Source organism: Candidatus Poriferisodalis sp. (assembly GCF_965203655.1).
Classification (GTDB): Bacteria; Actinomycetota; Acidimicrobiia; order Acidimicrobiales; family Poriferisodalaceae; genus Poriferisodalis.
In genome coordinates this window covers 20,509-44,500 of the sequence record NZ_CBDBDD010000008.1, presented here as the reverse complement: position 1 = coordinate 44,500, position 23,992 = coordinate 20,509, and the positions used below count along the sequence as shown (strand labels likewise).

General features: G+C 67.7%; 19 protein-coding genes. 6 read left to right on the top strand and 13 right to left on the bottom strand.

The genetic code is table 11. From position 1 onward, the window contains the following. Positions 1-450: 450 nt before the first annotated feature. On the bottom strand, positions 451-726 hold the full coding sequence (locus tag ACOGW9_RS08795; RefSeq protein WP_419910365.1) for a hypothetical protein: 276 nt from the start codon (positions 724-726) through the stop codon (positions 451-453). 63 nt (positions 727-789) lie between these two features. Next, positions 790-2,286: a hypothetical protein gene (locus ACOGW9_RS08790; RefSeq protein WP_419910363.1), complete on the bottom strand. Its 1,497-nt coding sequence runs from the start codon at positions 2,284-2,286 to the stop codon at positions 790-792. Positions 2,287-2,423: 137 nt separating this feature from the next. Between ACOGW9_RS08790 and ACOGW9_RS08785 the strand changes: the two genes are divergently transcribed. After that, the gene (locus tag ACOGW9_RS08785; RefSeq protein WP_419910361.1) at positions 2,424-3,194 is read left to right on the top strand and encodes a recombinase family protein; all 771 of its coding nucleotides are present in this window, start codon (positions 2,424-2,426) and stop codon (positions 3,192-3,194) included. A gap of 334 nt (positions 3,195-3,528) precedes the next feature. On the opposite strand, the gene ACOGW9_RS08780 is transcribed toward ACOGW9_RS08785, so the two are convergent. Then, positions 3,529-3,726, bottom strand: a complete 198-nt coding sequence (locus ACOGW9_RS08780; RefSeq protein WP_419910359.1) for a hypothetical protein — start codon at positions 3,724-3,726, stop codon at positions 3,529-3,531. 163 nt (positions 3,727-3,889) lie between these two features. Between ACOGW9_RS08780 and ACOGW9_RS08775 the strand changes: the two genes are divergently transcribed. Beyond that, a complete protein-coding gene (locus ACOGW9_RS08775; protein WP_419910357.1) occupies positions 3,890-4,717 on the top strand; it encodes an enoyl-CoA hydratase/isomerase family protein in 828 nt (275 codons plus the stop codon). A gap of 100 nt (positions 4,718-4,817) precedes the next feature. Beyond that, a complete protein-coding gene (locus ACOGW9_RS08770; protein ID WP_419910355.1) occupies positions 4,818-5,603 on the top strand; it encodes an enoyl-CoA hydratase in 786 nt (261 codons plus the stop codon). Here the strand turns inward: ACOGW9_RS08770 and rsgA are convergent. Both rsgA and ACOGW9_RS08760 read right to left on the bottom strand, forming a co-directional pair. Continuing rightward, the gene (rsgA, locus tag ACOGW9_RS08765) at positions 5,590-6,708 is read right to left on the bottom strand and encodes a GTPase RsgA (protein ID WP_419910353.1); all 1,119 of its coding nucleotides are present in this window, start codon (positions 6,706-6,708) and stop codon (positions 5,590-5,592) included. The two genes, ACOGW9_RS08770 and rsgA, sit on opposite strands and share 14 nt — an antisense overlap. 64 nt (positions 6,709-6,772) lie before the next feature. Then, positions 6,773-8,608 carry an ABC transporter substrate-binding protein gene (locus ACOGW9_RS08760; protein WP_419910351.1) on the bottom strand — a complete coding sequence of 612 codons (1,836 nt, stop codon included), beginning with the start codon at positions 8,606-8,608 and terminating at the stop codon, positions 6,773-6,775. Positions 8,609-8,791: 183 nt separating this feature from the next. Between ACOGW9_RS08760 and rmuC the strand changes: the two genes are divergently transcribed. Both rmuC and ACOGW9_RS08750 read left to right on the top strand, forming a co-directional pair. After that, positions 8,792-10,075 (top strand): DNA recombination protein RmuC, encoded by a 1,284-nt coding sequence (gene rmuC, locus ACOGW9_RS08755; protein ID WP_419910349.1) that lies wholly within the window; start codon positions 8,792-8,794, stop codon positions 10,073-10,075. Between the two features lie 528 nt (positions 10,076-10,603). Then, positions 10,604-11,023 (top strand): putative toxin-antitoxin system toxin component, PIN family, encoded by a 420-nt coding sequence (locus ACOGW9_RS08750; RefSeq protein ID WP_419910347.1) that lies wholly within the window; start codon positions 10,604-10,606, stop codon positions 11,021-11,023. Between the two features lie 55 nt (positions 11,024-11,078). Here ACOGW9_RS08750 and ACOGW9_RS08745 read toward each other — a convergent pair whose 3' ends face one another. The 8 genes from ACOGW9_RS08745 to ACOGW9_RS08710 form a co-directional block, all read right to left on the bottom strand. After that, entirely contained in the window at positions 11,079-13,379 is a 2,301-nt protein-coding gene (locus ACOGW9_RS08745) for a xanthine dehydrogenase family protein molybdopterin-binding subunit (protein WP_419910345.1), read from the bottom strand. A 50-nt stretch (positions 13,380-13,429) separates the two neighbouring features. Continuing rightward, a complete protein-coding gene (paaC, locus tag ACOGW9_RS08740) occupies positions 13,430-14,242 on the bottom strand; it encodes a 1,2-phenylacetyl-CoA epoxidase subunit PaaC (RefSeq protein ID WP_419910343.1) in 813 nt (270 codons plus the stop codon). Continuing rightward, positions 14,239-14,511: a 1,2-phenylacetyl-CoA epoxidase subunit B gene (gene paaB, locus ACOGW9_RS08735; protein ID WP_419910341.1), complete on the bottom strand. Its 273-nt coding sequence runs from the start codon at positions 14,509-14,511 to the stop codon at positions 14,239-14,241. The genes paaC and paaB overlap by 4 nt, the downstream gene beginning before the upstream one ends. After that, the gene (locus ACOGW9_RS08730) at positions 14,508-15,044 is read right to left on the bottom strand and encodes an iron-sulfur cluster assembly protein (RefSeq protein ID WP_419910339.1); all 537 of its coding nucleotides are present in this window, start codon (positions 15,042-15,044) and stop codon (positions 14,508-14,510) included. Before ACOGW9_RS08730 ends, paaB begins: the two co-directional genes overlap by 4 nt. Further along, positions 15,041-15,961 carry a 1,2-phenylacetyl-CoA epoxidase subunit PaaA gene (gene paaA / locus ACOGW9_RS08725; RefSeq protein ID WP_419910337.1) on the bottom strand — a complete coding sequence of 307 codons (921 nt, stop codon included), beginning with the start codon at positions 15,959-15,961 and terminating at the stop codon, positions 15,041-15,043. The genes ACOGW9_RS08730 and paaA overlap by 4 nt, the downstream gene beginning before the upstream one ends. A 204-nt stretch (positions 15,962-16,165) precedes the next feature. Next, complete coding sequence (locus tag ACOGW9_RS08720) at positions 16,166-21,106, bottom strand: fibronectin type III domain-containing protein (protein WP_419910335.1); 4,941 nt, start codon at positions 21,104-21,106, stop codon at positions 16,166-16,168. 64 nt (positions 21,107-21,170) lie between these two features. Continuing rightward, positions 21,171-21,959, bottom strand: coding sequence for an S-methyl-5'-thioinosine phosphorylase (locus tag ACOGW9_RS08715; RefSeq protein WP_419856416.1), 789 nt, complete (start codon positions 21,957-21,959; stop codon positions 21,171-21,173). A gap of 5 nt (positions 21,960-21,964) precedes the next feature. After that, the gene (locus ACOGW9_RS08710) at positions 21,965-23,308 is read right to left on the bottom strand and encodes an amidohydrolase family protein (RefSeq protein WP_419910333.1); all 1,344 of its coding nucleotides are present in this window, start codon (positions 23,306-23,308) and stop codon (positions 21,965-21,967) included. Between the two features lie 98 nt (positions 23,309-23,406). Here ACOGW9_RS08710 and ACOGW9_RS08705 point away from each other — a divergent pair, with 98 nt between their 5' ends. Continuing rightward, entirely contained in the window at positions 23,407-23,982 is a 576-nt protein-coding gene (locus ACOGW9_RS08705) for a class I SAM-dependent methyltransferase (RefSeq protein ID WP_419910331.1), read from the top strand. Positions 23,983-23,992: the final 10 nt, after the last annotated feature.

Here is a 23,992-nt window from a genome sequence, read left to right as displayed (position 1 = left end):
TACAGCCCGCGTCGACGATCGTGCCGACGGCCCACGGGCGCGGCGGGCTTCCTGTGAGCACGGCCCCGGGGACAGCCCCCGAGGCTCGAGCGGGTGCCGTTAGCTCGCAGCGGTGACGGGCGTGCGCCGTCTATACCAGAGGCACCAGCAGACAACTTGAACGCAGGCGATGGCCAGCAGTGTCAGCACCATGAGCCAGATCGGCCAGCCTGTCCAAATGGCACGATGCACCGTTACAGAGACTGCAAGCGATTGTACGAGAGCAAGCACATAAAGGGCCACCCAGTCATAACGGTCGCGAGGTTTCATTTGCCAGCGCTGCCATCGTGTCTGTTCGGGTGCAGCCGTCATAGTGTCGGGTGATGACTGTGTCATAGGCGCTACGGGCACAGCGGGCTTCCTGCGGGTTGCGGCCTCGGGGACAACCCCGAGATGCTCTAGCGCGTGCCGCTAACTCGCAGCGGTGGCGGGCGTGCGCCGCCAGTACCAAACGGCGTGGGCAGTGACCACGCCGAGGATGAACGGGATCGCCAGCGGGGTGAACCATGACGGCACTGGGTATGACTCCCGAACGAGGTCCATGACCACGAAACAAGTCAGTACGGCAGCTGGAAAAGTGATCAAGATGGCAGCCAGTCGTTCGCTGCGGTCGCGGGGCCTCATGAGCAAGCGCTGCCATCGGCTCTGCTCGGGCGGGGCCGTCGCGGTGTCGGGTTGTTCTTGCATGGACGGTTGCTCCTGCGTTTGGATTGTAGTCGGCGTTTGCACTTGCATTTTCTAGGTGCCCTCTCAGCATCGGTGAGTGAAACCGCGCTGGCAGTCCCAGCGACGGGCGATCTCGCGGTGCTGCTCGGGTGTGATGCGGCCCGCTTGCAGGTCGCGCTGCGCTTGGATGATGTCGGCAGTGCTCAGCTTCGGCGGCGTGGTGGTAGCTGTTGTGCCGGGCGTCCCCTTCGGCGTCGCTGTCGTGGATGTCGCGTCAGGCGTTTTCTTCGGCGTGGTGTCGTCTGAAGGCCGGTCCTTGCGGTTCTTTTCCTCGACAATTTTGTCATGAGCCTTCTTGAGTTCTCGGAGCGCCAACTGCTTCTCTCGCGCGTTCTGGGAGTTCAACCAAGTGAAACCGCCCGCGCAGGCGAGTGCCCCGAGCCCGCCCGCGGCTAGGCACAGAGCACCCGAGACGATGCTCTCGAAAACGTCTTGAGTGACGTTGATGTCGTCGAAATGAGAATAGTGGTCTCGGCCGGTGGGGTGGCAGCCGCTGGTTTGTTCGCTGAGATGCTCGTGCTCGCCCAGCGGGCAGGAGTCGTGGTCGATGGGGTGGCAGCCCCCGCCGTCATGCGCGTGCTGGCCGTCGTGGCAGTGATTGGTGTTGACCGAATGGCACGCGAACCCGTCGTGAGCGTGCGACGGCACCCGTCCGACGCATCGCCCGTCGGCGGTGTCGTGGCCCCTGCCGTGCTCGGTGTCCTCGGCATGGCAGCCGCTGCCCTCGTGTGCGTGCTGGCCGTCGTGGCAGTGGTCGAGCGTGGCGACGTGGCAGCCGCTGCCGTCGTGCTTGTGGTAGGCCGAGCGCGGCCCGCAGCGCGTCGGGCTGGTGTCGTGGCCGCTGCTGCGGTTGTGGCAGCCGAGCTTGTCGTGCTTGTGCTGGGAGGGGTGCCCGCAGCCCGAGACGGTCCCGCCAGCGTCTCGCACGCAGTTCGGCGGCGTGCCGGTCTGGCCCGCAGGGCACACGTCGGGCACGCAGTTCGGCGGCGTGCCGGTCTGGCCCGCAGGGCACACGTCGGGCACGCAGTTCGGCGGCGTGCCGGTCTGGCCCGCAGGGCACACGTCGGGCACGCAGTTCGGCGGCGTGCCGGTCTGGCCCGCAGGGCACACGTCGGGCACGCAGTTCGGCGGCGTGCCGGTCTGGCCCGCAGGGCACACGTCGGGCACGCAGTTCGGCGGGGTGCCCGAGGTGCCCGCTGGGCAGACCTTGCGCCTCTTCTCGGTCGTGGTCGTGGTGGTCGTTGTCGTGGTGGGGTGGGGGTCGCCTGACCAATGGCAGCCGTAGTCGCCGTGCTCATGCGCTGGCGGCGGGCACGGATCGGGCGGCGTGGACGGCCTCGGCTTGGGGTGAGTGTGCGGAACTGACTCGTTCCAACAGTGACTTATCGGCGGATCGGCAACACAGCGGCGCACGGTCTTGGTGTGCGCGTCGGCGGGTTCTGCATTGACGAGCGGCACGACGGCGAGCACCGTCGCGAACGTGAGCAGCGCCGCGAGCGCTGCCCAGATTCTCTTGGACATGGGCGGGTTCCTTCCGGGCGGGTTGGCGTGTGAGCGATCCGCGCACCCGCCGGCCCCGGAAGGGGGACCCATGCAGCTGATGCCGCCCAACGGGGCCGGCCTGCGCGCGAATCGTTCACTTCAGGCACAGTCCCCGCATGAACGAAAACACCGAAAACACACCTGAGACCGACGTGCTGAAGGCGATCTCCTACGCGCGGGTGTCCACGGGCGCCCAAGCCGCGTCGGGCCTGGGCACCGACGCGCAGCACCGCGCCGTGGACCGGGCCGCAGCAGCCCACGGCTGGCAGATCGTGGAGCGGATCACCGACGACGCCGTGTCAGGCAAGACCCCCACCGAGCGCAGGCCGCTGCCGCAAGCAGCGCTCGAGCAGCTCAACGACGGCCACCTCCAGGTGCTCGCCGTAGCGCGCTCAGACCGCCTAGCGCGCTCCACGATCGAGTTGCTGCGCCTCTACGAACGCTCCCAGGCCGAGGGCTGGACCCTCGCCGTGCTCGACTTCCCCGCGGGCCTCAGCGGCCCCGAAGGCCGCATGTGCATAGGGTTTCGCGCCCTCGTCGCCGAATTCGAAGCCGACATGGCACGCATCCGCACCACCGAGGCGCTCGAGATCGCCCGACTGCGCGGCACCCGATTCGGACGGCCCAGCCGCCACAGCGAGACCACCAAGCAGCTCGCATCCCGCCTGCGCTCAGCCGGACACAGCCTCGCCCAGATCGCAGCCGCGCTCACCGACGCCGACATCGCCACCCCCACCGGCAACACCACCTGGACCCGCTCATCAGCAAGATCCCTGCTGCGCACCATCAACCACGACGCTGCCGCCCAAGCCAACGCCCAAGCACACCAACAGGCCCTCACGCACCCAGACAACGACGGCGACCCACCCAGCCAGCACAGCGCGTAGACACCGCCGCGACACGGCTTGACACAGCGCATCAAGCCTGTGCACAATACGAACGATTAAGGCACACCCCAAAAACAGCCTCTGACCAGCGGTTATGAACCTCAGCCGCAAGCTTGGGAGTTGATGCTTCGCCGCAGTTACGGCACTGACATGCCATCAAGCCCAACGAGGTTCCATAGGTCCAGTTAGCTCAAGCAACACATCAAGATCAGCAAGACGCTCAGTGCGTCGGTCTTGAGCCGCTGACCGCGACGTTCGCCCACAGTGCAGGGATGGCCGCAGCCAACTTCACGCCGACCGTCTCCACAGCCGGGATCACCACAGCTGCGCGCGCTCAAGCGTCCGCAGGCTCGTACGGCTGAGCGGTGAGGTGGGCGAGATGCGCTTCGTCGGAGCCGTAGATGACGCCCGTGCTCTGATCAGGCGGCAGGGGCGCAACTCCGGCCGCAGCGTGGAGGTCTGCGAGGGAAACCATGCCGTCATCGGCCGATGGGTCGGCGGCGGGATCAACTGGTTGCGGGGTTGCGGCCACGACGGCACCTGTGCTCGCTATTCGTCATCATTGACGCTACAGCAGCCGCTAATGGGCACGAAAGCGATTTTCGCCGATGCTTCGCACAGCGCGTTCGGCCGCGCCGGCAGGTCATGCCTCAATGGCGACTCCTGCCCGAGCCCGGTTGCCTAGCATCGCTGCGATGTCAGAGGATCTTGCCGGCGACGGCACCGACAATCGCACGCCGATAGACGACCCCGATGCGGCCGTGCTCTATGAGGTCGCGGGTGGCGTGGCAACAATCACGTTGAACCGGCCCGACTACCGCAATGCGCTCAGCGTCGAGATCGTGAACGGCGTCGGCGATCACTTCGAAGCGGCACTGGCCGACCCTGGAGTGCGAGCGATCCTGTTCACCCATGTGGGCAACACGTTCTGCGCTGGTGCGGACCTGCGCGCCGCCCAGCCCGGTGTGCCCCAGCCGACGCTGCGCCACAACTTCGTGGAAATCCTCGAGAAGATCATGACCTGTGACAAGCCTGTGGTGGGCCGGCTGGCAGGTCATGTCACCGCCGGCGGCGTGGGGCTGGCCGCGGCGATGGACATCTCGATTGCCGCCGACGACGCCATCATCGGATTCACCGAGGTTCGCATCGGCGTGGCGCCCGCTGTGATCTCGGTAGTCTGCTTGCCGAAGCTGCGCCGTGCCGATGCCAGCGAGCTGTTCCTCGAGGGCGAGCGGGTGCCTGCCCCCCGAGCGGCTGCGGCCGGGCTGATCAATCGAGCGGTGCCGCGCGACCAGCTCGACGACGAAGTGGCAGCGACACTGCGTCGCCTGGTGCGGGGCGGGCCCAACGCGCTGGCCAACACCAAGCAGCTCGTGACGAGGGTGCCGCAGATGCCACGCAGCGAAGCCTGGGAGTGGACGGCCGAATTGAGCCAGCGGCTGTTCCAGAGCGAGGAAGCCGCCGAAGGCATCGCCGCATTCCGCGAACGCCGCGACGCCAGCTGGGTGCCGCCCGAATCCTGAGTTCGAGCCTCACTCGATCCCTCGCACCACCGGCTGCGCGCGCTGCGTCGGCACGTCAATCTCGGGCATGTCCACTGGCCGGGCGGTAGCGTCGGCCGCCGTGAGCGGGCAGGTGCATCTCGAACGCGACGGCCATGTGGGCCGCATCATTCTCGACCATCCGGAGCGGCACAACGCCATCAGCGCGCAGATGTGGAACGGCATCACCGACGCCGCGACCGAGCTCGAGAACGACCACGAGATCCGCGTGGTGGTGATCCGCGGAGCCGGTGAGCGCGCGTTCGCGGCAGGCGCCGATATCAGCCAATTCGGCGAGCAGCGATCTGACGCAAGCGGCAACCGTGACTACGACGACACGACGTCGAGAGCGCACGCCTCGCTGCTGGGACTGTCCAAGCCGCTCATCGCTGCCATTCACGGCTATTGCATCGGCGGCGGTCTGGCGGTGGCCCTCACGGCCGACCTGCGCGTCGCTGCCGAGGATGCGCAGTTCACGATCCCCGCAGCCCGCCTCGGACTCGGCTACGGCGCAGCCGGCATCGGCACGCTGATGCGGCTGGTCGGGCCCTCCGCAGCCAAGCGCATCTTCTTCCTGGCCGACCGTTTCGGCGCGCAGGAGGCCCTGCAGATGGGTCTCGTCAACCGGGTGGTGCCCAAGGCGCACCTCGAGGCCTCAGTGGAGGAATGGACCGACCTCATCGGCCAGAACGCCCCGCTGACCATTGCCGCCGCGAAGGCGGCGCTGACCCAATGGCAAAAACCGGAGTCTCAGCGTGACTTCACCGAGGTCGAGGCGATGATCCGGGCCTGCTTTGACAGCGAGGACTACCAAGAGGGCGTGGATGCGTTCATGAACAAGCGCCGCCCCGAGTTCAAGGGTCGCTGAGCGCGTTGCCCGCTTCCATGTCGGCGACGAGTTCGAGGTAGGTGCTCAGGCGCTCGGCTGCCAACTCGCCCGATTGCACCGCAGCAATGACTGCGCAATCTGGCTCGACCGTGTGTGAGCAGTCGGCAAAGCGGCAGTGCTGAGCGAGCGCCGCGATATCGCCAAACGTCTGCGCCACGCCGTCGAGCACGGCTGGCGCTGCTGGCAGGCCCAGATCGCCGCTCCAGGGGATCAGATCCTGCAAGCCCGGGGTGTCGACGAATGTCCCCCCGTCGGGCCCGCCGACCGGAACGAGCTGGCGCCGCACTGTCGTGTGACGACCGCGGCCGTCCGGACTCAGCGGGGCCACAGGCATCACCTCGCCTCCAGCGAGCCGGTTGACCAGCGATGACTTGCCGACCCCGGACGGGCCGCTGAGGGCGACCGTCGCGCCGTCGCCGGCCAGGGCTCCAAGGCTGTCGAGCCCGCGGCCGTCGAGCGCGCTGGTTGCCAGGATCGGTACCTCCGCCGCTGCGGAGCCGAGCCGGCGTCGCAGCGCATCGACGGTCGCCTCGTATTCGGCGTTCGACACCGTGTCGATCTTGTTCACGACGATCACGGGTCGAGCGCCGCCGCTGAATGCCGCCGTGAGATACCACTCGACCCGGTGCCCGATTCCGACGCCCGGTGCCGCCGATCCGACCGTGTCCGCCAAGGCAGCATCGCTGGCAGATGCAGGGGTCATCACCACCGCAAGCACATCGGCATTCGCTGCCACCAGTTGCGGTCGCGCGTGCGGTCCCGCAGCGCGCCGGCACAGCAGCGAACTGCGGTCCAGCACGCTGGTGATCGCCACACGGCGGTCATGCCGTGCTTCGAGCGTTCGGACGACCCAGTCGCCGACCGTCGGATAGTCGAATGGCGTGCGGGCCGCCCTGCGCACGGCCGCATCCAGTGCCCCGATCACCGCGCCGGTGCCGTCGACGAGTTCGTAGGCGCCGCGATGCTCGACCGCGACCCGGCTCACGCGATGACCCGGCGGCAGCTGTGGCCCAGCAGCTCGCCGCTGCCAACCGAGTTGTGCAGCGCTCGACGGCGGCAGCTCGGGAGGCACCCCCTCAGTCACCGCCGTGCGCCTTCACTGCGGCTGCCGCAGCCAGCCGAGCGGCCGCGTTCGAGGTGCAGCACTGTCACTCATGTCGCAGCCACGCCTCGTCGTAGCGGCTCATACCGAGTCGCTGGCCTTCGACGATGTCGCCGCCGGGCAGCGTCGTGGTGCCCAGGCCTCCGACAGCCGCAGACGCTGCAATGGCGCTCGAGGCGTAGCCCAGGTACACCCACGGCGCCTCGTTGGCGAGCTCTGCGGAGAACTGGGCCACGGCCTGACGTCGCTCCTGGAGGTCATTCGTCGACTTGATCAGGCTCGCCAGCGCGGCCAAGTGCTCGCCGGTCAAGTTGGAAGCGTTCAACGGCGTGGTCCTCACCGGCCCGACTGCCACCGTCGCCAGCAGCGCCGGGTCCGACTCGCCCCCGACGCGCCAGCACGCGGCCGTGAAGTCTCCCGCGAACGAAGGACTCTGGACCACCGAGCCCATGACGCGGCCGATGAGGCCGGTGCGCGCGAGCGTCTCGACCTCGACGTCGACGAGCCCGATGCGCTCCCACTGCCGTTGGAGTGCCGTCGTCATCCGGGCGAGCGCGACATCGTCGGTGCACAGCAGCCGCACCCGTACCGGCTCGCCGGGGTCTCGGTCGTCGGAGCGCTCGGGATCCTCCGTGTACTCGCGCAGCAGCAATCGGGCCCGTTCGAGATCGTGATCGGGCCATGCCAGCGCCACATCTGCCGCGTACCAGATGCTGCCGGGCGCCCACCATTGCGTTGCGGCCATCCAGTCGACGTCGGTCCCGAGTGCCCGGATGAGCACGTCCTGGTCGGCGGCTGCGATCAGCGCCCGCCGTACGCGGATGTCGTCGAGCGGGGCACGCAGCAGGTTGAACAAGACGACGCCGGCGTTGTCGTCGAAGCGACGAACCACGCTGAGCGGCTGACCTGCGCCGTCTGTCGTGGTGCTGAGGGCGGTGGCGAGCTCCGCCGATCGCGACATCAGCACGTCCCCGCGACCTTCGACGAGCGCTGCGAGGCGATCTCGCTCGCCCGGAATCTCGGTGAAGCGGATCTCGTCCACCCACGGCAGCGGTGAGCCGTCTGCAGCGGTTCGCCAGTAGCCCGGATTGGACTCGAGGACGGCTGGCTCACCCGGCGACCAGCTGCCGAACGTGAACGGCCCGGTGCCCACCGGCGCTCTTGCGAAGCCGTCCGGGTCTGCCGCTGCAGCCGCAATGGAGAAGACACGTCCCACGGGACCGGCCAGTGCGGCCGGCAACCCCGCGTTGGGTTCGCTGAGCTCGATGACCAGCCTGAGCTCGTCCAGCACGATGACCGAGGTGATGCGGGCGTCGCGCAGGTGACCGCCGCTGGCGCGCCCTGAACGCAAGTAGTCATCGATGCCGGTCTTGACCGTCAGCGCATCCAGCGGCTCGCCGTCAGTGAAGGTGATGTCGGGTCGCAGGCGGATGGTCCAGCGCTGGAGCGAGGAATCGGCCGACACCGACTCCGCCAGCCAGGGAGCGACCGAACCGTCCGCGAGCACCACGGTGAGCGTCTCGAGCACATGGTCCACGACGCTGCGGCACGACCATGCGCACACGTGATCCCACGGCGTCCAGCCGGTGACGGGTGTGGGATCGGCTGCCAGCAGCACCCGCAGCGTGCCGCCGCGGCGGGGCGCGGTGCCCTCGACCGCCCGATCGTCCGAGCCGACCTCACGCGGCGGTTGAGTGGTGGCGGCGGGCAACTCTGCGGGCGTGCCGGTCGGGTCGCCTGCCTCTTGGGACGCGCCCGTCGAATCAGCCTGTTCGGCGGTTATGGAGCTGCACGCGCCCGCCAGCAGCAGGACCGTTGCGAGAGCCGCCGAACGGGCGCGCCAAGGTCTCAGCGGCCGCAGACGTTGCTGCTCGTGAACCATTCGGGCCCGTGGGTGGTCACGCTGTGCACCGACGCCGACGCTAGTGGTGTGTCCCGGGCCGGGACGAGCGGCGGACGACGGGCCGCCGCCGCGTCACAGCCCCTCGCTAGACAATGAGCAGCACGTTCCGGCTAGGCGAGTCCGCCGACCGCCGGAACAAGACCTCACCGAGGAGTACGCCCCATGTCCACCGGTTTCGCTGTCGTGCTCGGATTGCTCATTGGCCTCGCCGCAGGCACCAGCGTCGCGTGGGCTGCTCTGTCCCGCCGCACGGCGAACTTGGAGTCCGAACGCGACACGTCTCGCGATGAGTTGGCAGCGCAGCGCGAGGCTGCTGTCAAGTTGCGGACGCAGCTGGCGGCGGTCGAAGCCGACCGCACCGCCCGCGTCGACGAACTGAAACGGCAACAGGCAGAACTCGAAACAAGGTTCAAGCAGATTGCTGCTGACATCAGCGAGACCACCCGGGCGAACTTCATGAAGGAGTTCCGCGATCTGGCCAACGTGCAAACGTCCAACGCCGGCAAGACGGTGCAGGCATTGGTCGATCCGATGCGCGAGCGACTTGCCGAGCTGCATGAATTCGTGAGCAAGGCCGACACTGCCCGTGCCGAGGACTCCGCCAAGGTGTCGGACAGCGTGAACAAGCTGATGTCAGAGACAAGCGGTCTGAGGCAGATTCTGAGCGATTCGAAGGCCAGGGGCGACTGGGGCGAGCAGCATCTACGCAATGTGCTCGAGCATGTCGGCATGAGCGCACACATCGACTTCGTCGAGCAGCCTTCGGTTGGCGCTGATAGTGCCAGCAGCCGTCAGCGGCCCGACGTGATTGTCAATATCCCGGGCGGAGCGAAAGTGGTCATTGACGCCAAGACACCGTTCGAGTCATACCTCAGCGCAATGAACACCGACGATCCCGAACAGAAGAGGGCGCTGCTGAAAAAGCACTCCCAGAGTCTTCGTGATCACGCGAAGGTGCTCGCGCGGCGCAACTACCAAGAGTTCGTCGACGGATCTCCAGACGCGGTTGTGATGTATCTCCCGAGCGAGCCCATGGTCGACGCGGCGCTCGATGACGACCCAGCGATTTTCGACAGTCTCCTGAGGGAGCACAACGTGTTGCTGGCCACGCCAGGGCTCTTGGTGATGTACCTCCGCACCGTGGCGTTGGCTTGGCAGCGCCAGATGGTTGAGGAAAATGCAGAGAGGGTCGCCGAACTCGGTAACGAGATCTATTCCCGGTTGAGCAGATTTGCTGCACTCTTTGCCAGGTCTGGTCGGGGCCTCAGCCAGGCAGTCGATGCCTACAACGCCGCTGTCGGATCGTTTGAGGGACGAGTGATGGTGACGGGTCGCCGCTTCAAGGAATTGGGTGTGGTCGAGTCTCAAACTGATGCCGAGCTTCCCGAGGCTGTCGAAACCTCTGTCAGGCCGATCGACATTCAAGAGCTAGACGCAGGCAGTTGAGCAGCGCCCCTTCGTACCGGAGCGGATCGGAACCGGGACGCGATTTCAAGCAACGACTGGATTGACGGGCCCAAGGCCGCCGTTCGGCCGATCGTCAAAGCCGAACTGGACGAGCAGAGGCACTCCAACGACGGCTGAAGCGGCTCGCCGCGTTAATCCGTTTCGTCGAGACGGCCTCTTGCGTTTACGCTTGCAGGCATGGCCACAGCGGCAGACGCACAATCGCCAGGATTGACGCTCGACCAGCTCCGCAGCGCCGGATGCTCATCAGCACCACTGCCAACGCGTTGCCGGGAGCTCATGCAATCAGCCCGCTTGGCCGGCGCAACGTGGGACGAGATCGGGGAGGCACTCGGCCTGACGGGCGAGCAAGCCCGTAGTCGCTTCGCGAAGTCAATCCCGCGAACGCAGAATGCGCCCCAGGACGCAACCGCACGTCTCAGCGACGAAGACGTGATGGCGCTTGCCGTCACGGAAACGCGGGCTGTTAGGCACCAACGCGCTCAGCGCTAGACCTTCCGCATCGCAATGAGAGCGGTCTTGGATGCCAATGTGCTCGTGTCTGCTGCAATCGGCTCAGGACCGCCTCATCGCATTCTCGAATTGTGGCGCGCCGGTAGCAGCTTTGACTTGATTGCCTGCCCGCGGCTGCTCGGTGAGGTTTCCGCTGTCCTGCTCGACCGGCCGCGAACCAGCCGACTGATCTCAAACTCAGCCGCCACGGCGCTGTTGGACTTACTCGCGGCGGATGCGATCATCGTGCCGGACCCCACAGCACCGGAGCGGCTCACCCGGGATCCACATGATGACTACTTGGTGTCGATGGCGCGCGATCAGCGAGCAGATGTCATCGTGTCAGGCGACCGAGACCTGCTCGAATGGGACGAGCAAGAACCGCCGGTAGTGACTCCGGCCGCATTCGAGGCGCTGCTTGCGAATACTCGATAGTTCACCCGCGGCGATGAATCTCATCCCGCGTGGATGTAGGCCGTCTCTGCTGCGGTCAATCCATCGATGTCGCCGCGTCGGTGATTGCGCGCCAGACGCGTTGCGGTGTGAGCGGCATGTCGAGGTGACGAATGCCGAGGTGTGCGACTGCGTCGATGACCGCGTTCTGGACGGCGGGTGTGCTGCCGACTGAGCCGGCCTCGCCGAGGCCCTTGGCCCCCAGCGGATTGACATGCGTCGGCGTCTCGTGCAGCACCCGCTCGAAGAAGGGCATCTCGGCAGCCGAGACGACCGGGTAGTCGGCAAAGTTCGCGGTGAGCGGGTTGCCGTCGTCGTCGTAGACGAACTCCTCGTACAGCGCCTGCGCCGCGCCGTGCGCCAGACCGCCGTGCACCTGTCCTTCCGCGAGCAGCGGATTGACGATGACGCCGGCGTCGTCGCAGGCCACCAGCCGCTGCAGTTCGACTTCGCCCGTGTGGCGGTCGACTTCCACGACCGCGATGTGGGTGCCGAAGGGGAAGGTCGGCGCTTCGGACTCGAACGTCTCCTCGGCGTGCAGCAGGCGTGGGCCGCCGGCGCCATCGGTCGCCGCGAGGTGTTGGGCCACAGCAGCCCAGTCCACGGAGACCGCCGGGGTGCCGACCACGTGAAACGCGCCCGAATCGGTGTCGAGCGTGACATCGGCAGGGTCAGCCTCCAGCAGCGTGGCCGCCACGGTGCGCGCCTGGTCAACCAGGGCACCGGATGCTTCCCAGATGGACGTGCCCGCGAGCTGCACCGATCGCGAGCCGCCGGTGATCTGGCCTTGCGGGACCTCGTCGGTGTCGCCGTGAACGATGTCGATGCGATCCATCGGCATGCCGGTGCGGTCGGAGATCAGCATCGCCCACGACGTGTGATGGCCCTGGCCGTAGGGCGACGACCCGGTGCGGCCCACGATCCGCCCGCCCTCAACCAGCTCGACAGCGCCATACTCGGAGCGCCCGAGGCCGGCAGTGCGCTCGACGTAGGTGGCGATGCCGATGCCAAGCAGCTTGTCGTCGCCGTCGGCGCGCCGGTGGGCCTGCTCTGCACGCAGCGAGGCGTAGTCAGCGGCATCGAGCGCAGCGTCCATGCCCGCTTCGTACGCACCCGTGTCGTACCGCATGCCGGTCTGGGTCTCGAAGGGGAACCGTTCGGGCGCCAGGAAGTTCTTCCTGCGCACCTCGACGGGGTCCATCCCGACCTCCGCCGCAAATACATCGACGGCGCGCTCGATGGCCGCGGCGGCCTCTGGCCGGCCGGCGCCCCGGAACGGGCCGATGGGGGTCGTGTTGGTCAGCACCGACACGGAGCTGAAGCCGAGCGAGGCGATGTCGTAGCAGCCGGTCAGCATCGCCTGGATGTTGCTGGGCAGCGCCGCTCCGGTGTTCCCGTACGCACCGGCGTCCTGGATCACCCGTACCTCGAACGCCGTGATGCGACCGTCGGCAGTCCCGCCGATGCGGCAGTACTGGATCTGCCCGCGCCCGTGCACCAGGCCGACCATGTCGTCGCTCCGGGACGGGACCCACATCACCGGCCGACCGAGCCGATCCGACAGCCAGCCCAGCAAGGTTTCCTCGGGATGGGGGCGGGCCTTCGCGCCGAAGCTGCCGCCGACGTCTCGGGAGAACACGCGCATCTGGTCGCGCTCGAGGCCGAGCATCTTGGCCAGCGCCGCGCGCACCGGGTGGGGTCCCTGGCCGGCGTTCATGTGATGCAGACGCCCGTCATCGGCCCAGCGGCTCGCCGCCACCCGGGGCTCCAGCGGGCACGGCGCGATGCGGTTGTTCACCGTGCGCACCTCGGCCACCACCTCGCACGAAGCGAAATCGGCCTGCCCGCCGTCCAGCGACATGCGCAGCACCACGTTCGGCTCCGCCATGCCCTCAAACAGCGCGGGGGCGCTGAGCGCTGCCTCGGGATCGGCGAACGCCGGCAGGGGCTCGTAGTTGACGACGACCAGCTCGGCCGCGTCGATCGCCGTTGCAGCAGTCTCGGCCACCACGACTGCGACGGGCTCGCCCACGAACCGGACACGGTCATCAGCCAGCATGGGCCGCACGATGGCGGCATCGAACGCCGGACTCGGGGCCGGGTACGGAGGGAGGTCCACATCGGCCGCCGTGACCACATCGATGACTCCGCGAGCGCGACGGGCTTCGCTGACGTCAAGCCCGGCAATCACGGCATGCGCAACCGTGGACGTCACATAGCACGCATGCACCACGCCGTCCCACTCAGCATCCGCTGCGAGATTGGCAACGAATTGCCCCTGGCCGCGCAGCAGCGGCTCGTCCTCGCGCCGGACGACCGATGTTCCTCGTAGTGCCATGCGTCGACCCCCGCCTCGCCGTTCGGCCGACGGCGATTGTGGCAGAGGCGCTACCAGCGCGCTGAGGGATCGATCGACAGCACTTCGACCATCTCGGCGTGCAGCGCAGCGAAATGCGGCGAGCGCCGGCCGGCTCGGCCTCCCAGAGGTGCCGCCTCCGGGTCGGCGGCCGGCCACTGCGGCTGATACCCAGCCTTTCCGAGTGCATCGCCGACGATGTCCTGCCATTGGGCGAGCTGGTTGCCGAGTCCGCACGTCATCACGCCTGCAGCGACGAGCGCCTCGTCCGAGCAGCCTGACGGAGCCTCGAAGAGCTCGCTTGCCATCGGCGCGAGCTGATCGAACAGTGGCAGCAGGTGAGCGATGCCCGCGCCGGTTCGCAGCAGCCGGTCGAGCAGCCCGGTGGCGTGGCGCAGGTGCGACCGTTCCTCGGCGAGGGCGCGGCGTGCGACGGCTCCGAGCGATTCCCACGACGAGTCCACCAGAGCGCTCCATCGCACTGTCTCCGCCGTGTCGTACAGGAAGTGGCGTACCAGCGTCTCGGCCCAGTCGTGGCAGGGAAGCTCGGTGATGTGGGCGCAGAGGTACTCGTGCGGTTCGCGCCCGTATGCCATCGCGTCGATGTCATCGCCCAGCAGCCCGTACAGCGCGCGGGCGTGACCCAGCTCGTCCTGACTGATGGACGTGAGCGCCAAGTCCTCTTCCAGAAACGGCCCTACTGCGATCCACCATCCCAAGTTCTGTCCGATGCACAGCTCGTCGTCGGCGAGCGCCAGCACGAGCTCGCGTGCGCCAGGGGTTTGCGCAGGATCGCCGGTCGGATCGATCGTGGTCACGGGTTCGGTTTCGCCCTTGTCCTTCACGTTGGCTCGGCGCTGCCGGCTTGGCGCAGATCTCGCAGAAAGGCGCCGTCGTTGTGGCGATGGTCCCGGTCGGCCATCTCCAGTTCTGTGGGGTCGGCGACCAGCAGATCCTCGCGGGCCACGACCCACATCTGCTCCCCTTCCGACCGGCGCGCGTAGCAGTCGCGGGCGAAGCTGAGCGCCAAGTCGTCGTCGGGAGCTTCGAGTGCGCCGACGTGCGTGAAGGGGTCCTTGCCCGCACGCTTGAGGAACACCTCGTAGGTCTTCATGCGGGCACTGGGCTAGCTGGCGCCGCCTCCATGGCGGCCGGAAGGTCAACCCTGCCGACGACTTCGACGGGGTTCCGGCAGCTCGGGCACCACTCGACGCTGCGGCACGGCGTCGGCCCGAAGTCCGAACGGTGCTCCAGGGAAGTGCCGCCGCAGATCGGGCAGCTCGCGTCCGCGGACCGGCGTCGCACTGCCACCGAATACTCACGGGCCAGAAAGCCCACCGCGGACGGCGCGATCCGGTCTGGTGTCCACACGGGGTCGTCCACGAAGGCCACTTCGATCGAGATGTCGGCACCGGCACACGCCGCTCGCGCAGCATCGGTGACATCGCGGGCGATGACGTCGAGAGCAGGGCAGCCGAGCATGGTCGGCACGAGCTCGATCTGCACGGTCGAGCCGCCGTCACTGCTGCTGACACGTTCGAGGATGCCCAGCTCGGCGATGGTCACCTCCGGGTACTCCGGGTCGCATACCTGCGACACGGACCGGCGGACCGCCGCGACGACACCAGCGGGAGCCGCTCGGCTCATGCGGGCACCGCAGCCGCCTCGTCCAGCGCATCGCGCACCCACGAGGCGCCGTCCCAGGCATTGCGGGCGTCACGCAAGCGACGCTCGCTGTCGGGCCCCCGGCCGGCGATCGCCGCCTTCAGCGCATCCCAGTCGATCTCACCGCTCACCCAGCGTCCCGTGTCGGGATCCTGGTGAAGGTCCGGATCGGGGATGGTGAAGCCGGCCGCTTGCAGCTGGGGCACCATCTTCTGCACGAAGCGGTCTCGCAGCACCTCGTTGCGCTCGGACTTGATGTGCCATCGCAGCAGCACGTCGTCGGGCCGGGTGTCGGGCCCGAAGAGCTGCACCGACGGCCACCACCAGCGGTCGAGGCCCTCTTGCATCATGTCGTGCTGCTGCTGGATGCCCTTGGCCATCTTCAGCAGCAACTCCTCACCGTTGCGCATGTGAAAGCCCTCCTCGGCGATGATCCGCCGCAGGATGCGCTTGTAGGGCCCGTAGCTGCAGTTCTTGAACACCGCCTGCTGGCTGGCCAGCGCGGCCGCGTCCACCAGGTACGCGATCGCGATCTGGTCGCCCCACGAATAGGCCCGGTAGTGGAACACGTTGTGGAATGTGGTGCGACCGGCCAGCAGATCGGCCGTCATCTCGTCACGGGTCTTCACGCCCATGTCGGCCGCCACCATGTACAGCAGGTGCGCGTGACCGATCTCGTCCTGCGTCTTGGCCAGGGCCGTGAGCTTGTTCGTCAGTCCCGGCGCCTTGGCGATCCAGTCGCGCTCGGTGAGCCCGCCCATGTACTCGCTGTTGGCGTGCAGCTCGATGAACCGGAACACCGCCTCGCGGTATGCGTCTGGCATGTCGTCGTCGGGCTCCACCAGCCCGCCGTCATCCAGAAAGGCCTCGAAGTCCTCCATCGAATCCCAGCTGCGCATAGTCACCTCCCTGTCAGGGGGACGATCCGAATGCTAGGCGTGCGCTGTGCAGGGTTGACTGCGACGAGAGTCCTGTCTCACGCGTACTGCGCAACTTCGCCCCTCGGCGCGGTTGGCCCTCATTCGGCAGTTGTCCTCAAGGGACGCCTCGAACTCGGTCATGGAACTCCGACCGAGCGTTAGTGGCTGGATGGGTACAGGCGGCTAGCCCGACGTGGGCGTAGCTGCCGCTGGTGACGACCAGGCACCCTTTCCCTGGGCGTTCAGAGCCCTGACTCGAACCCTGTAGCTCTTGCCGTTTGTCAGGGAGGTGAGCGTTGCGCTCAAGCTCGCGAGGTCTGTGTGGGGCACCGGATCCTGCCAGTCGCCGCCGACAGCAGAGCAGCGGTCGTCGTCGTCGGTGTAGTTGCAGTACGCCACGTCGTACGAGGAGATAGCCGAGTGGTTCTCGGCGGGTGCCGTCCACGTCACGGTGATCTCTGTGTCGCCACGCGTCAGTCGAGGTGCCGAGGGCCGATTCGGCCCACCCGGTGTCGCGGATTCTGGACTCGTCCAGTCGCTCTCGCCATGGCTCCTGCTGATGGTGCGCATCTCAACGCTGTGCGAGTTGCCGTTGGTGCGCCCAGAGATCGTGTAGCTCGTCGAACTCGAACCGATCCCGGCCCTGGTCGTCCAATCGTCGTAGTCGCTGGTGCAGTCCTTGGTGGCGTCACCAGTCTCGCAGTACCGCAACTGGAAGCTCGTGATCGCCGACCCCCTGGCATTCGGCTTGGGCCACGTCACGATCAGCTGCCGGTTGCCTGATGCCAACGTCATCGTGGGCGCATCGGGCTTGCCTCTCGGCATTCCCATGGCCGGCTGCGACCACGGGCTCTCGCGGTCGCCGGCACGGGCGCGCACCCTCACCTGGTAGGCGGTGCCGTTGGTCAGGCTTCTGATGGTCGTGCTGGTGCCGGTGCCCGAATGGGCGTGCGTCTCCCAACTGCTGGCCCATGTCGGATTCGAGGCGCAGGTGAGAACCTTGGTGTCGGAGTTGGTCGCGGTGCAGGCCCGGTATCGGACGTCATAGCCGTCGATGGTCGAACCGTTGGATCGCGGGATGATCCACTTCATCTCCAACTCGGTGTCGCCTGTGGTCACTATCGGCGTGGTGGGTGCCGCCGGTGCACCTATCGGCGTGCCTATCGCCGGTGTAGCGGTCCACGGCCCCCAGCCCTTCTCGTTCTCGGCCCTCACCCGCACCTGATACGCAGTGCCATTGGTCAGCCCGGTGATGATCCTCGACAGGCTGGCCTCGACATCGCCGTGGAGCCGCCAGTTCCCCCAAGTCGGATTCGTCGCACAGGTTTTGACCGTGGTGTCGGCGTCGGTCGCCGTGCAGGCCCGGTAGGCCACCTCGTAGTGCTCAATCGTCGAGTCACGATCGTCAGGCTCTTCCCAGTCGACACGTAGCTGGCGATTGTCGGCAGTCAGATCCGGCGTAGCCGGAGCAGCGGGTACCGCAGCCGGGATGGCTGATTTGATCTGCGACCAACCGCTGTCGCCGGTGCTGCTCGTGGCCCGCACCCTCACCTGGTACGCGGTGTCGTTGGTGAGACCGGTAATCGTCCTGCTGGTGTCGGTGCCGGTGTCCGAATGCGGTGTCCAGGTCTCACTCCACTTCGGGCTGGACGTGCAGTCCTTCCGTGTCGCCGTGCAGTCGCGGTGCTGTACGACGTAGCCGGTGATGGCCGCACCGTGCGATGCCGGCTCGCTCCACGACACCACCAGCTGGGTGTTGCTGGGCTCCAAGGTCAGCCCTGTCGGTGTCGATGGCGCCGCCAGCGGGACGCCGGACGCGACCGGCGACCAAGGTCCTGCACCATTGGCGTTACGGGCTCGCACCCGCGCTTCGTACTTGGTGCCGTTGGTCAGCCCGGTGATCGTCGCAGAGAGGCTGGTGGCCGGGTACCTGCGCTCGATCCAGTTCCCCCATGTCGGTTCGGCACCGCTGCAATCCCTGGGCGTCGCGGTACAGGCCCGGTACTCCACGTAGTACTGGGTGATCGCCAGCCCGTTTCCGCTCGGCGCTGACCACAAGAGGCCGATCTGCCGGTTGCCCACCGACACAGACGGCACTGCAGGAGCGTCGGGCCGCAATGACGGCGTGCCTGACGCAGACGAAGACCACGGGCCGGCACCCACGCTGTTGGTAGCCCGGACGCGCACCCTGTATGTCGTGCCATTGTTCAATGAGGTGATCGTGTGGGAGGTCGGCAGCGGGTCTCCCGTGACGGCGATTGGCGGATCCGTCCAATCTCCGTCGAGGCTGCAATCTGCCGTGCTCACGCAGTGCGCGACCTCGTAGCGGCTGATGGCAGCACCGTTGTCTGCCGGTGCTTTCCACGTCACCACCAGCGTTGCGTTCCCCGGGGTCAGCGTGGGCGTCGCGGGCTTGGCCGGCTTGCCGAGTGGCGTTGATTCTGCGACTGGCGAAGACGGCCCCACGCCATTGGAAATGCGCGCTCGCACCCGCACTTGGTACTTGGTGGCATTTGCAAGGCTCGTGATCGACAGCTCAAGGCTGCTGAGGTCGGTGTGGGCTCTCGTCTGCCAGCCCCCCCACCGTGGATTCGAGCTGCAGTCCCTCGGCGTCGCCGTGCATGCCCGGAACTGCACGTCGTAGCGACTGATCGTCGTGCCGTTGTCGATTGGCGCAACCCACGAAACGGTGATCTGACGGTCACCAGGTGTGAGAGTCGGCGCGGCGGGGGCGTCAGGCAGGGCCCTCGGCGTACCCGTCCTGATTCCCGACCACGGGCCCAAGCCTGCCCCCGCGCCGCCGAGATCGTTTATGGCCCGGACGCGCACCTTGTAGGTCGTGCCATTGGCGAGACCGGTGATCTCGTGCCTTGTAGCTGTGCCCGAGTGAGCTGGGACGTCCCTCCAGTCGTCTGAGTTGCTGGCACAGGTGCCAGTGCAGTGCTCGACGTCATAACCGGTGATTGCAAGACCGTTGTCGAACGGAGCGATCCACGTCACCACCAGCTGCGCATTGCCCGCCTCCACGGTCGGGGTGTTCGGCCTCGCCGGCACCGAGACCGGTATCGCCTCCCCAGCCGTCGACCACGGCCCCAAGCCGTTGGAGTTCCTGGCCCGCACCTGCACTTCGTACGCAGTGCCGTTGGTCAACCCCGTGATCGTGGTGATCTTGCCGGTGCCCGAATGACCGCGTGCCCTCCAGCTGCCCCAGGCCTCGGTCTCGCTGTCAGAGCAGTCCTTCGGCGTCGCCGTGCAGGCCCGGTACTGCACGTCGTAGTCGCTGATGGCCGAACCGGAGAATGCGGGTTCGTTCCATTGCACGAGGATCTGCCGGTCGCCCGGCGTCAAGGCGGGGGCACGCTCGAAGCTCGGCAGCTGCTCAGGTGTTGCAGACGCAGTCTGCGACCATTCGCTCTCGCTCCCGCTGCTGCGGGCCCGCACCCGTACCTCATGCCTGATGCCGTTGCTCAGCTTGGAGATCGTGGTGGTGGTGCCGGTGCCCGTGTGGCTGTGCTGCGTCCAACTGCCACATGTCAGGCTCGCACCGCAGGTCCGGTACTGGATGTCGTAGCCTTCGACGGCGCCCCCCCGCGGGGGAGACGACGGCCCCCACGTCACCTTCAGCTGCTCGTTCGCTGCTTCCACCCTCAAGCTGGTCGGCACCGAGGGCTTCCCTGTCTGTACTTCGGGTACGGCAGACACGATCTGAGACCATGAGCCGAGCCCGAATATGTTGCGCGCCCCCACCCGCACTTGGTACGCGGTGCCGTTGGCGAGGCCGGTGATGGTGGTGCTGGTGCCGGTGCCCGCATGGGCATGTGCAGTCCAGCTGCCCCAGCTCGGGCTGGAAGTGCAGGTACTCGGCGCGGCCGTGCACGCGCGGTACTCCACCACGTAGCCGGAGACTGCGGCACCGACGGTGCTGGTGGGTGCTCTCCACGACACCGCCAGACCGGCGTTTCTGGCGGTCGCCGTGAGCGACGTCGGCGCGGCCGGCGGATCGGTGCCGATGGCCGTCAGCGTGCCGGTCGCGGCGCGCACCGCAGTGTCGATGCGGTCCGAGCCACTGATTCTGTGGAGCGCCGCTGTCGGGGCGAGGGCGCGCAGGCGGGTGTGCAGGCTGGTGTCGAGCGCCGCGCTCCCGCCGACGAGCACGATCGCACGCGGCCGCAGTGCCTGGATGCGTCGCTCGGTGGGCGCAGTCAACGTGCTCGTCTGGGAGTACAGCACCGCGGCGCCGCTGGTGATGGCCGCGTAGGCGGCGGCAATTCCCATGTCTGGGGGACTCCACCCGTTCGCGATCACCAGCGTGGTGGAGGTGTTGGGCGCGGCCGCTGCAGCGGTATCGGTGCGGGACGCGCCGCTGTGGCGAGGCACGCTTTGCACCGACGGAGCGAGCTCTCGGACACGATCGACGAGCGATGCTGCGAGCACCGCCGTGCCTCCGACGAATTCGACTCGCGAGGGCTGCTGTTCACGGATGACGCGTTCGGTCGGCTCGGTCAGGCTGTCTGTGTTGGCCAGCAGCACTGCTGCGTTGGACCTTGTCGCCGCCACGGCAGCCGCGACGCCCGTGTCGGCAGCGCTGTAGCCGTTCGCCACAATGAACGTGGTTGCGCTCGACGGCACTGCCTTCGCGGCCGTGTCGAAGCGATCGGCGCCCTCGATCCGCCTGAGTGCGGCACCGCCGACCAGTGCGAACACCTCGTCTTGCACTGCGGTCGACAGCGCAGCCGTGCCACCGACCAGGATCACCGCAGACGGCTGGCGGTCTCGGATGAAGCTGGCTGTACGGGTCGTGAGCTCTCTCGAGTTCGCATACAGCACCACCGCATCGGACAGGCTGTCGCTTTCGAGGGCCGCGAGGGCCGACGCGACGGCCGAATCGGCAGAACTCCAGCCGTTGGCGATGACCACGGTGCCCACAGACCGGCTCTGCGCCGACGCCGCGGGCGTCAGCACGGCAGCGAACAGCGCGAGAACTGCAAGCATCAGCGCGCCGCCGCGCAGTCGCCGGAGCAGTCTCGAACTGGTGCGCATCAGCCGCCCCGCATGTGCGCGAGTGCCTTCGCGGAAATTTCGGCGCAGCCCGCTGGCCAATGCAAACGACGTCAATGCAGGCATCATGCCGGACTCTATGTCTCGCCAATCTGCTGGTAGCGGATGGCAGACCGAGACCGGGCGGGCGTCAGATCATCGACACCGCGCGGCCGAGCAGCGCGAAGAGCGGCGCTTTGGTGGCTTCGAGCGCCGCGGACACCTCTTCGTGGGAGATCTCGCCGTCGAACATGCCTGCTGCCATGTTCGCCACGACAGCTATTCCTGCGTAGGGAATGGCGGCCTCGCGGGCCAGTGCCACCTCGGGGTAGCCGGTCATGCCGACGACGCTGCCGCCCATCTGTGCGTACATGCGGATCTCGGCCGGCGTCTCGAAGCGGGGGCCGTCCGTGCAGACGTACGTCGCCCGCTGTGCGATGTCGATGTGCTCGGCATCGGCCGCCACCGCCAGCACGGCGCGCAGCTTCGGGTCGTAGGGAGTCGTCATGTCGGTGTGGACCACCTGACCGGGCTGGTCGAAGAAGGTGGCGGCGCGACCCGTCGTGAACTCCAGGTAGTCGTCGAGCAGCAGGAACGAGCCCGTGCCCCGCTCGGGCACCATCGAGCCGACAACGCTCACCGCCAGGATGGCCGTGGCACCCAGGTCGCCCATGGCGGCGATGTTCGCCCGGTAGTTGATCGCCGAGGGCGGGATCGAGTGGTCGCCGCCATGGCGGGGCACGAACACGATGCGCCGGCCATGCCAGCGCCCGGTCATGGCGTGAGCGGCGCCCCAGTCGGTCTGCACCTCATGGTGCTCGGCTTCGCTCAGTCCCGGCAGCGCGTAGAAGCCTGTGCCCGCGATGATGCCCACCGGTGGAGGTTCGGGGCCTGCGCTGCCGGTTTCGCCGGTCTTGTCGGTCTCGCTCGCTTCGCTCATCTCGCTCACGTCCCCGATTCCTGCGCCAGCCGTTGCGCTCGATGCTGCACCTCATAGCGGGCCCGTGCCTCGTCGACGGTGAGGCAGACCCGACCCGCGACGACCCGCTCGCCGCCCACCCACACATCGGTGACGTGGCGGCTGCCGCCGGACCATGCCACATGGGCGATCAGCTCCTGCGGCGAGGTGACCGGGACGAATGCAACATCGTCGATGTCCAGCCGGATCATGTCGGCCCAGCGGCCCGGTGCCAGCACGCCGACATCCAAGCCGAGCGCCTCGCCGCCACTGCGAGTGGCCATCGAGATCACCTGCTGCGCGCTCATCAGGGTGGGGTCGAGCGCGGTCACCCGGGCCAGGAGCGAGGAAATCTTGATCTCCTCCCACAGGTCGAGGTCGTCGTTGGAGGCGGGACCGTCGGTCGCCAGCGCGACCGTGATGCCGCGCTCGATCATCTCGGGCACCCGCGCCACGCCCGAGCCCAGCTTCATGTTGCTGACCGGGCAGTGCGCCACTGCCACATCCGTCGATGCGTAGATGTCGAGGTCGGCATCGTCGAGCCAGACGCTGTGCGCAGCCAGCACCCTGCCCTCAAGAGCGCCGGCATCAGCGAGGAGCCGCGGCACGCTGGCGCCGCCGTGCTTGTCGGCCAGCGCGTCGCCCTCGTCGGCGGTCTCCGCGACGTGAATGTGCAGCAGGGCGTCGCGCTCGCGGGCAGCAGCGGCGATCTCCGCGCAGGGGCCCACGCCGAGGTCGTACGCCGAGTGCGGTGCGAAGCCGATGGTGACGCGGCCCAATGGGTCGTTGTGCTCGTCGTGCACCTGGGCGATCTCGGCAACGCGTTCAGCAACACCGCCGCTGTCGTCGAGGTGCGCCACCGACAGCACGCCCGGACACATGACCTGCCGGATGCCGGCCTGGCGGCCCGCATCGATCACCTCGTGCTCGAAGGCATACATCTCGCACGTGGTGGTCACGCCCGAGCGCAGCATCTCGACCGAGCCGAGCGTCATCCCCCACCACACATCGGAGGGGCTGAGGCGACCCTCACGCGGCCACATCACCTCGGTGAGCCACGCCATCAGCGGCAACCCGTCGCCCGCGCCTCGCACCAGGGTCATCGGCGTGTGCGCGTGAGCATTCACGAGCCCCGGCATCAGCAGCCCGCCCAGGCTGATCACCGGTGCATCCGTCGCGGGCGCTTCCGCTGCGGCGCCTACCCAGGCAATCCGCCCGTCGGCCCCCACGTCGACGGCGCCCCGGTCGAACACGGCGAAGACCTCGTCGCAGGTCAGTACCACATCCGCCAGGAACCGGGCGCCGTCTGCGCCGAGTGAAGGGTTCGCCACGGCCTCATCTTCGCACCGGTTAGCCGCCAGTGGTCAACGCGTGGGCCCATGCCACAATCTGCGGCCGTGAGACTGTTCCTGCATCGGGCCGCAGGCGCGTGACTGCCGGCGAGCGTTGGGACGCGAAATATGCCGATTGGCAGGAGCCGGGAGCGCCCTCGGAGTTCGTGACCGGGTGCGCTGAGCTGCTCGGCGGCTGCCCGACGGCGGTGGATCTCGCAGGCGGCGCGGGGGGCACGGCGCTCTGGCTGGCCCAACAGGGCATCCACACGACGCTTGTCGACGCCTCGGGGCGGGCGCTGCAGATCGCCCGCGACACCGCAGACGAGCGGGGCCTGCGACTGCGCACGGTGCAGGCAGATCTGGAGTCCGATCCGCTGCCGACCCTCGACGAACTCAGTGGCGAGGGCGGATGGCATGCAGCGGTGTGCACCAACTTCCTGCATCGGCCGTTGCTGGGCGCTCTCGGAACGCTGCTCGTGCCCGGCGGCATCGCACTTGTGCTGATCGCCACAGTCGACAACCTGCTGCACAACGCCCGCCCCGGCCGCCCCTTCCTCGTCGAGCGCGGCGAGCTGCCCGTGCTGTGCAGCGGACTCGAGCCGATCAGCTTCGACGAGGGTTGGTTCGGCCAACGTCACGAGGCACGCCTCGTGGCTCGTCGCCTCGGCTGAGACGCGCCCG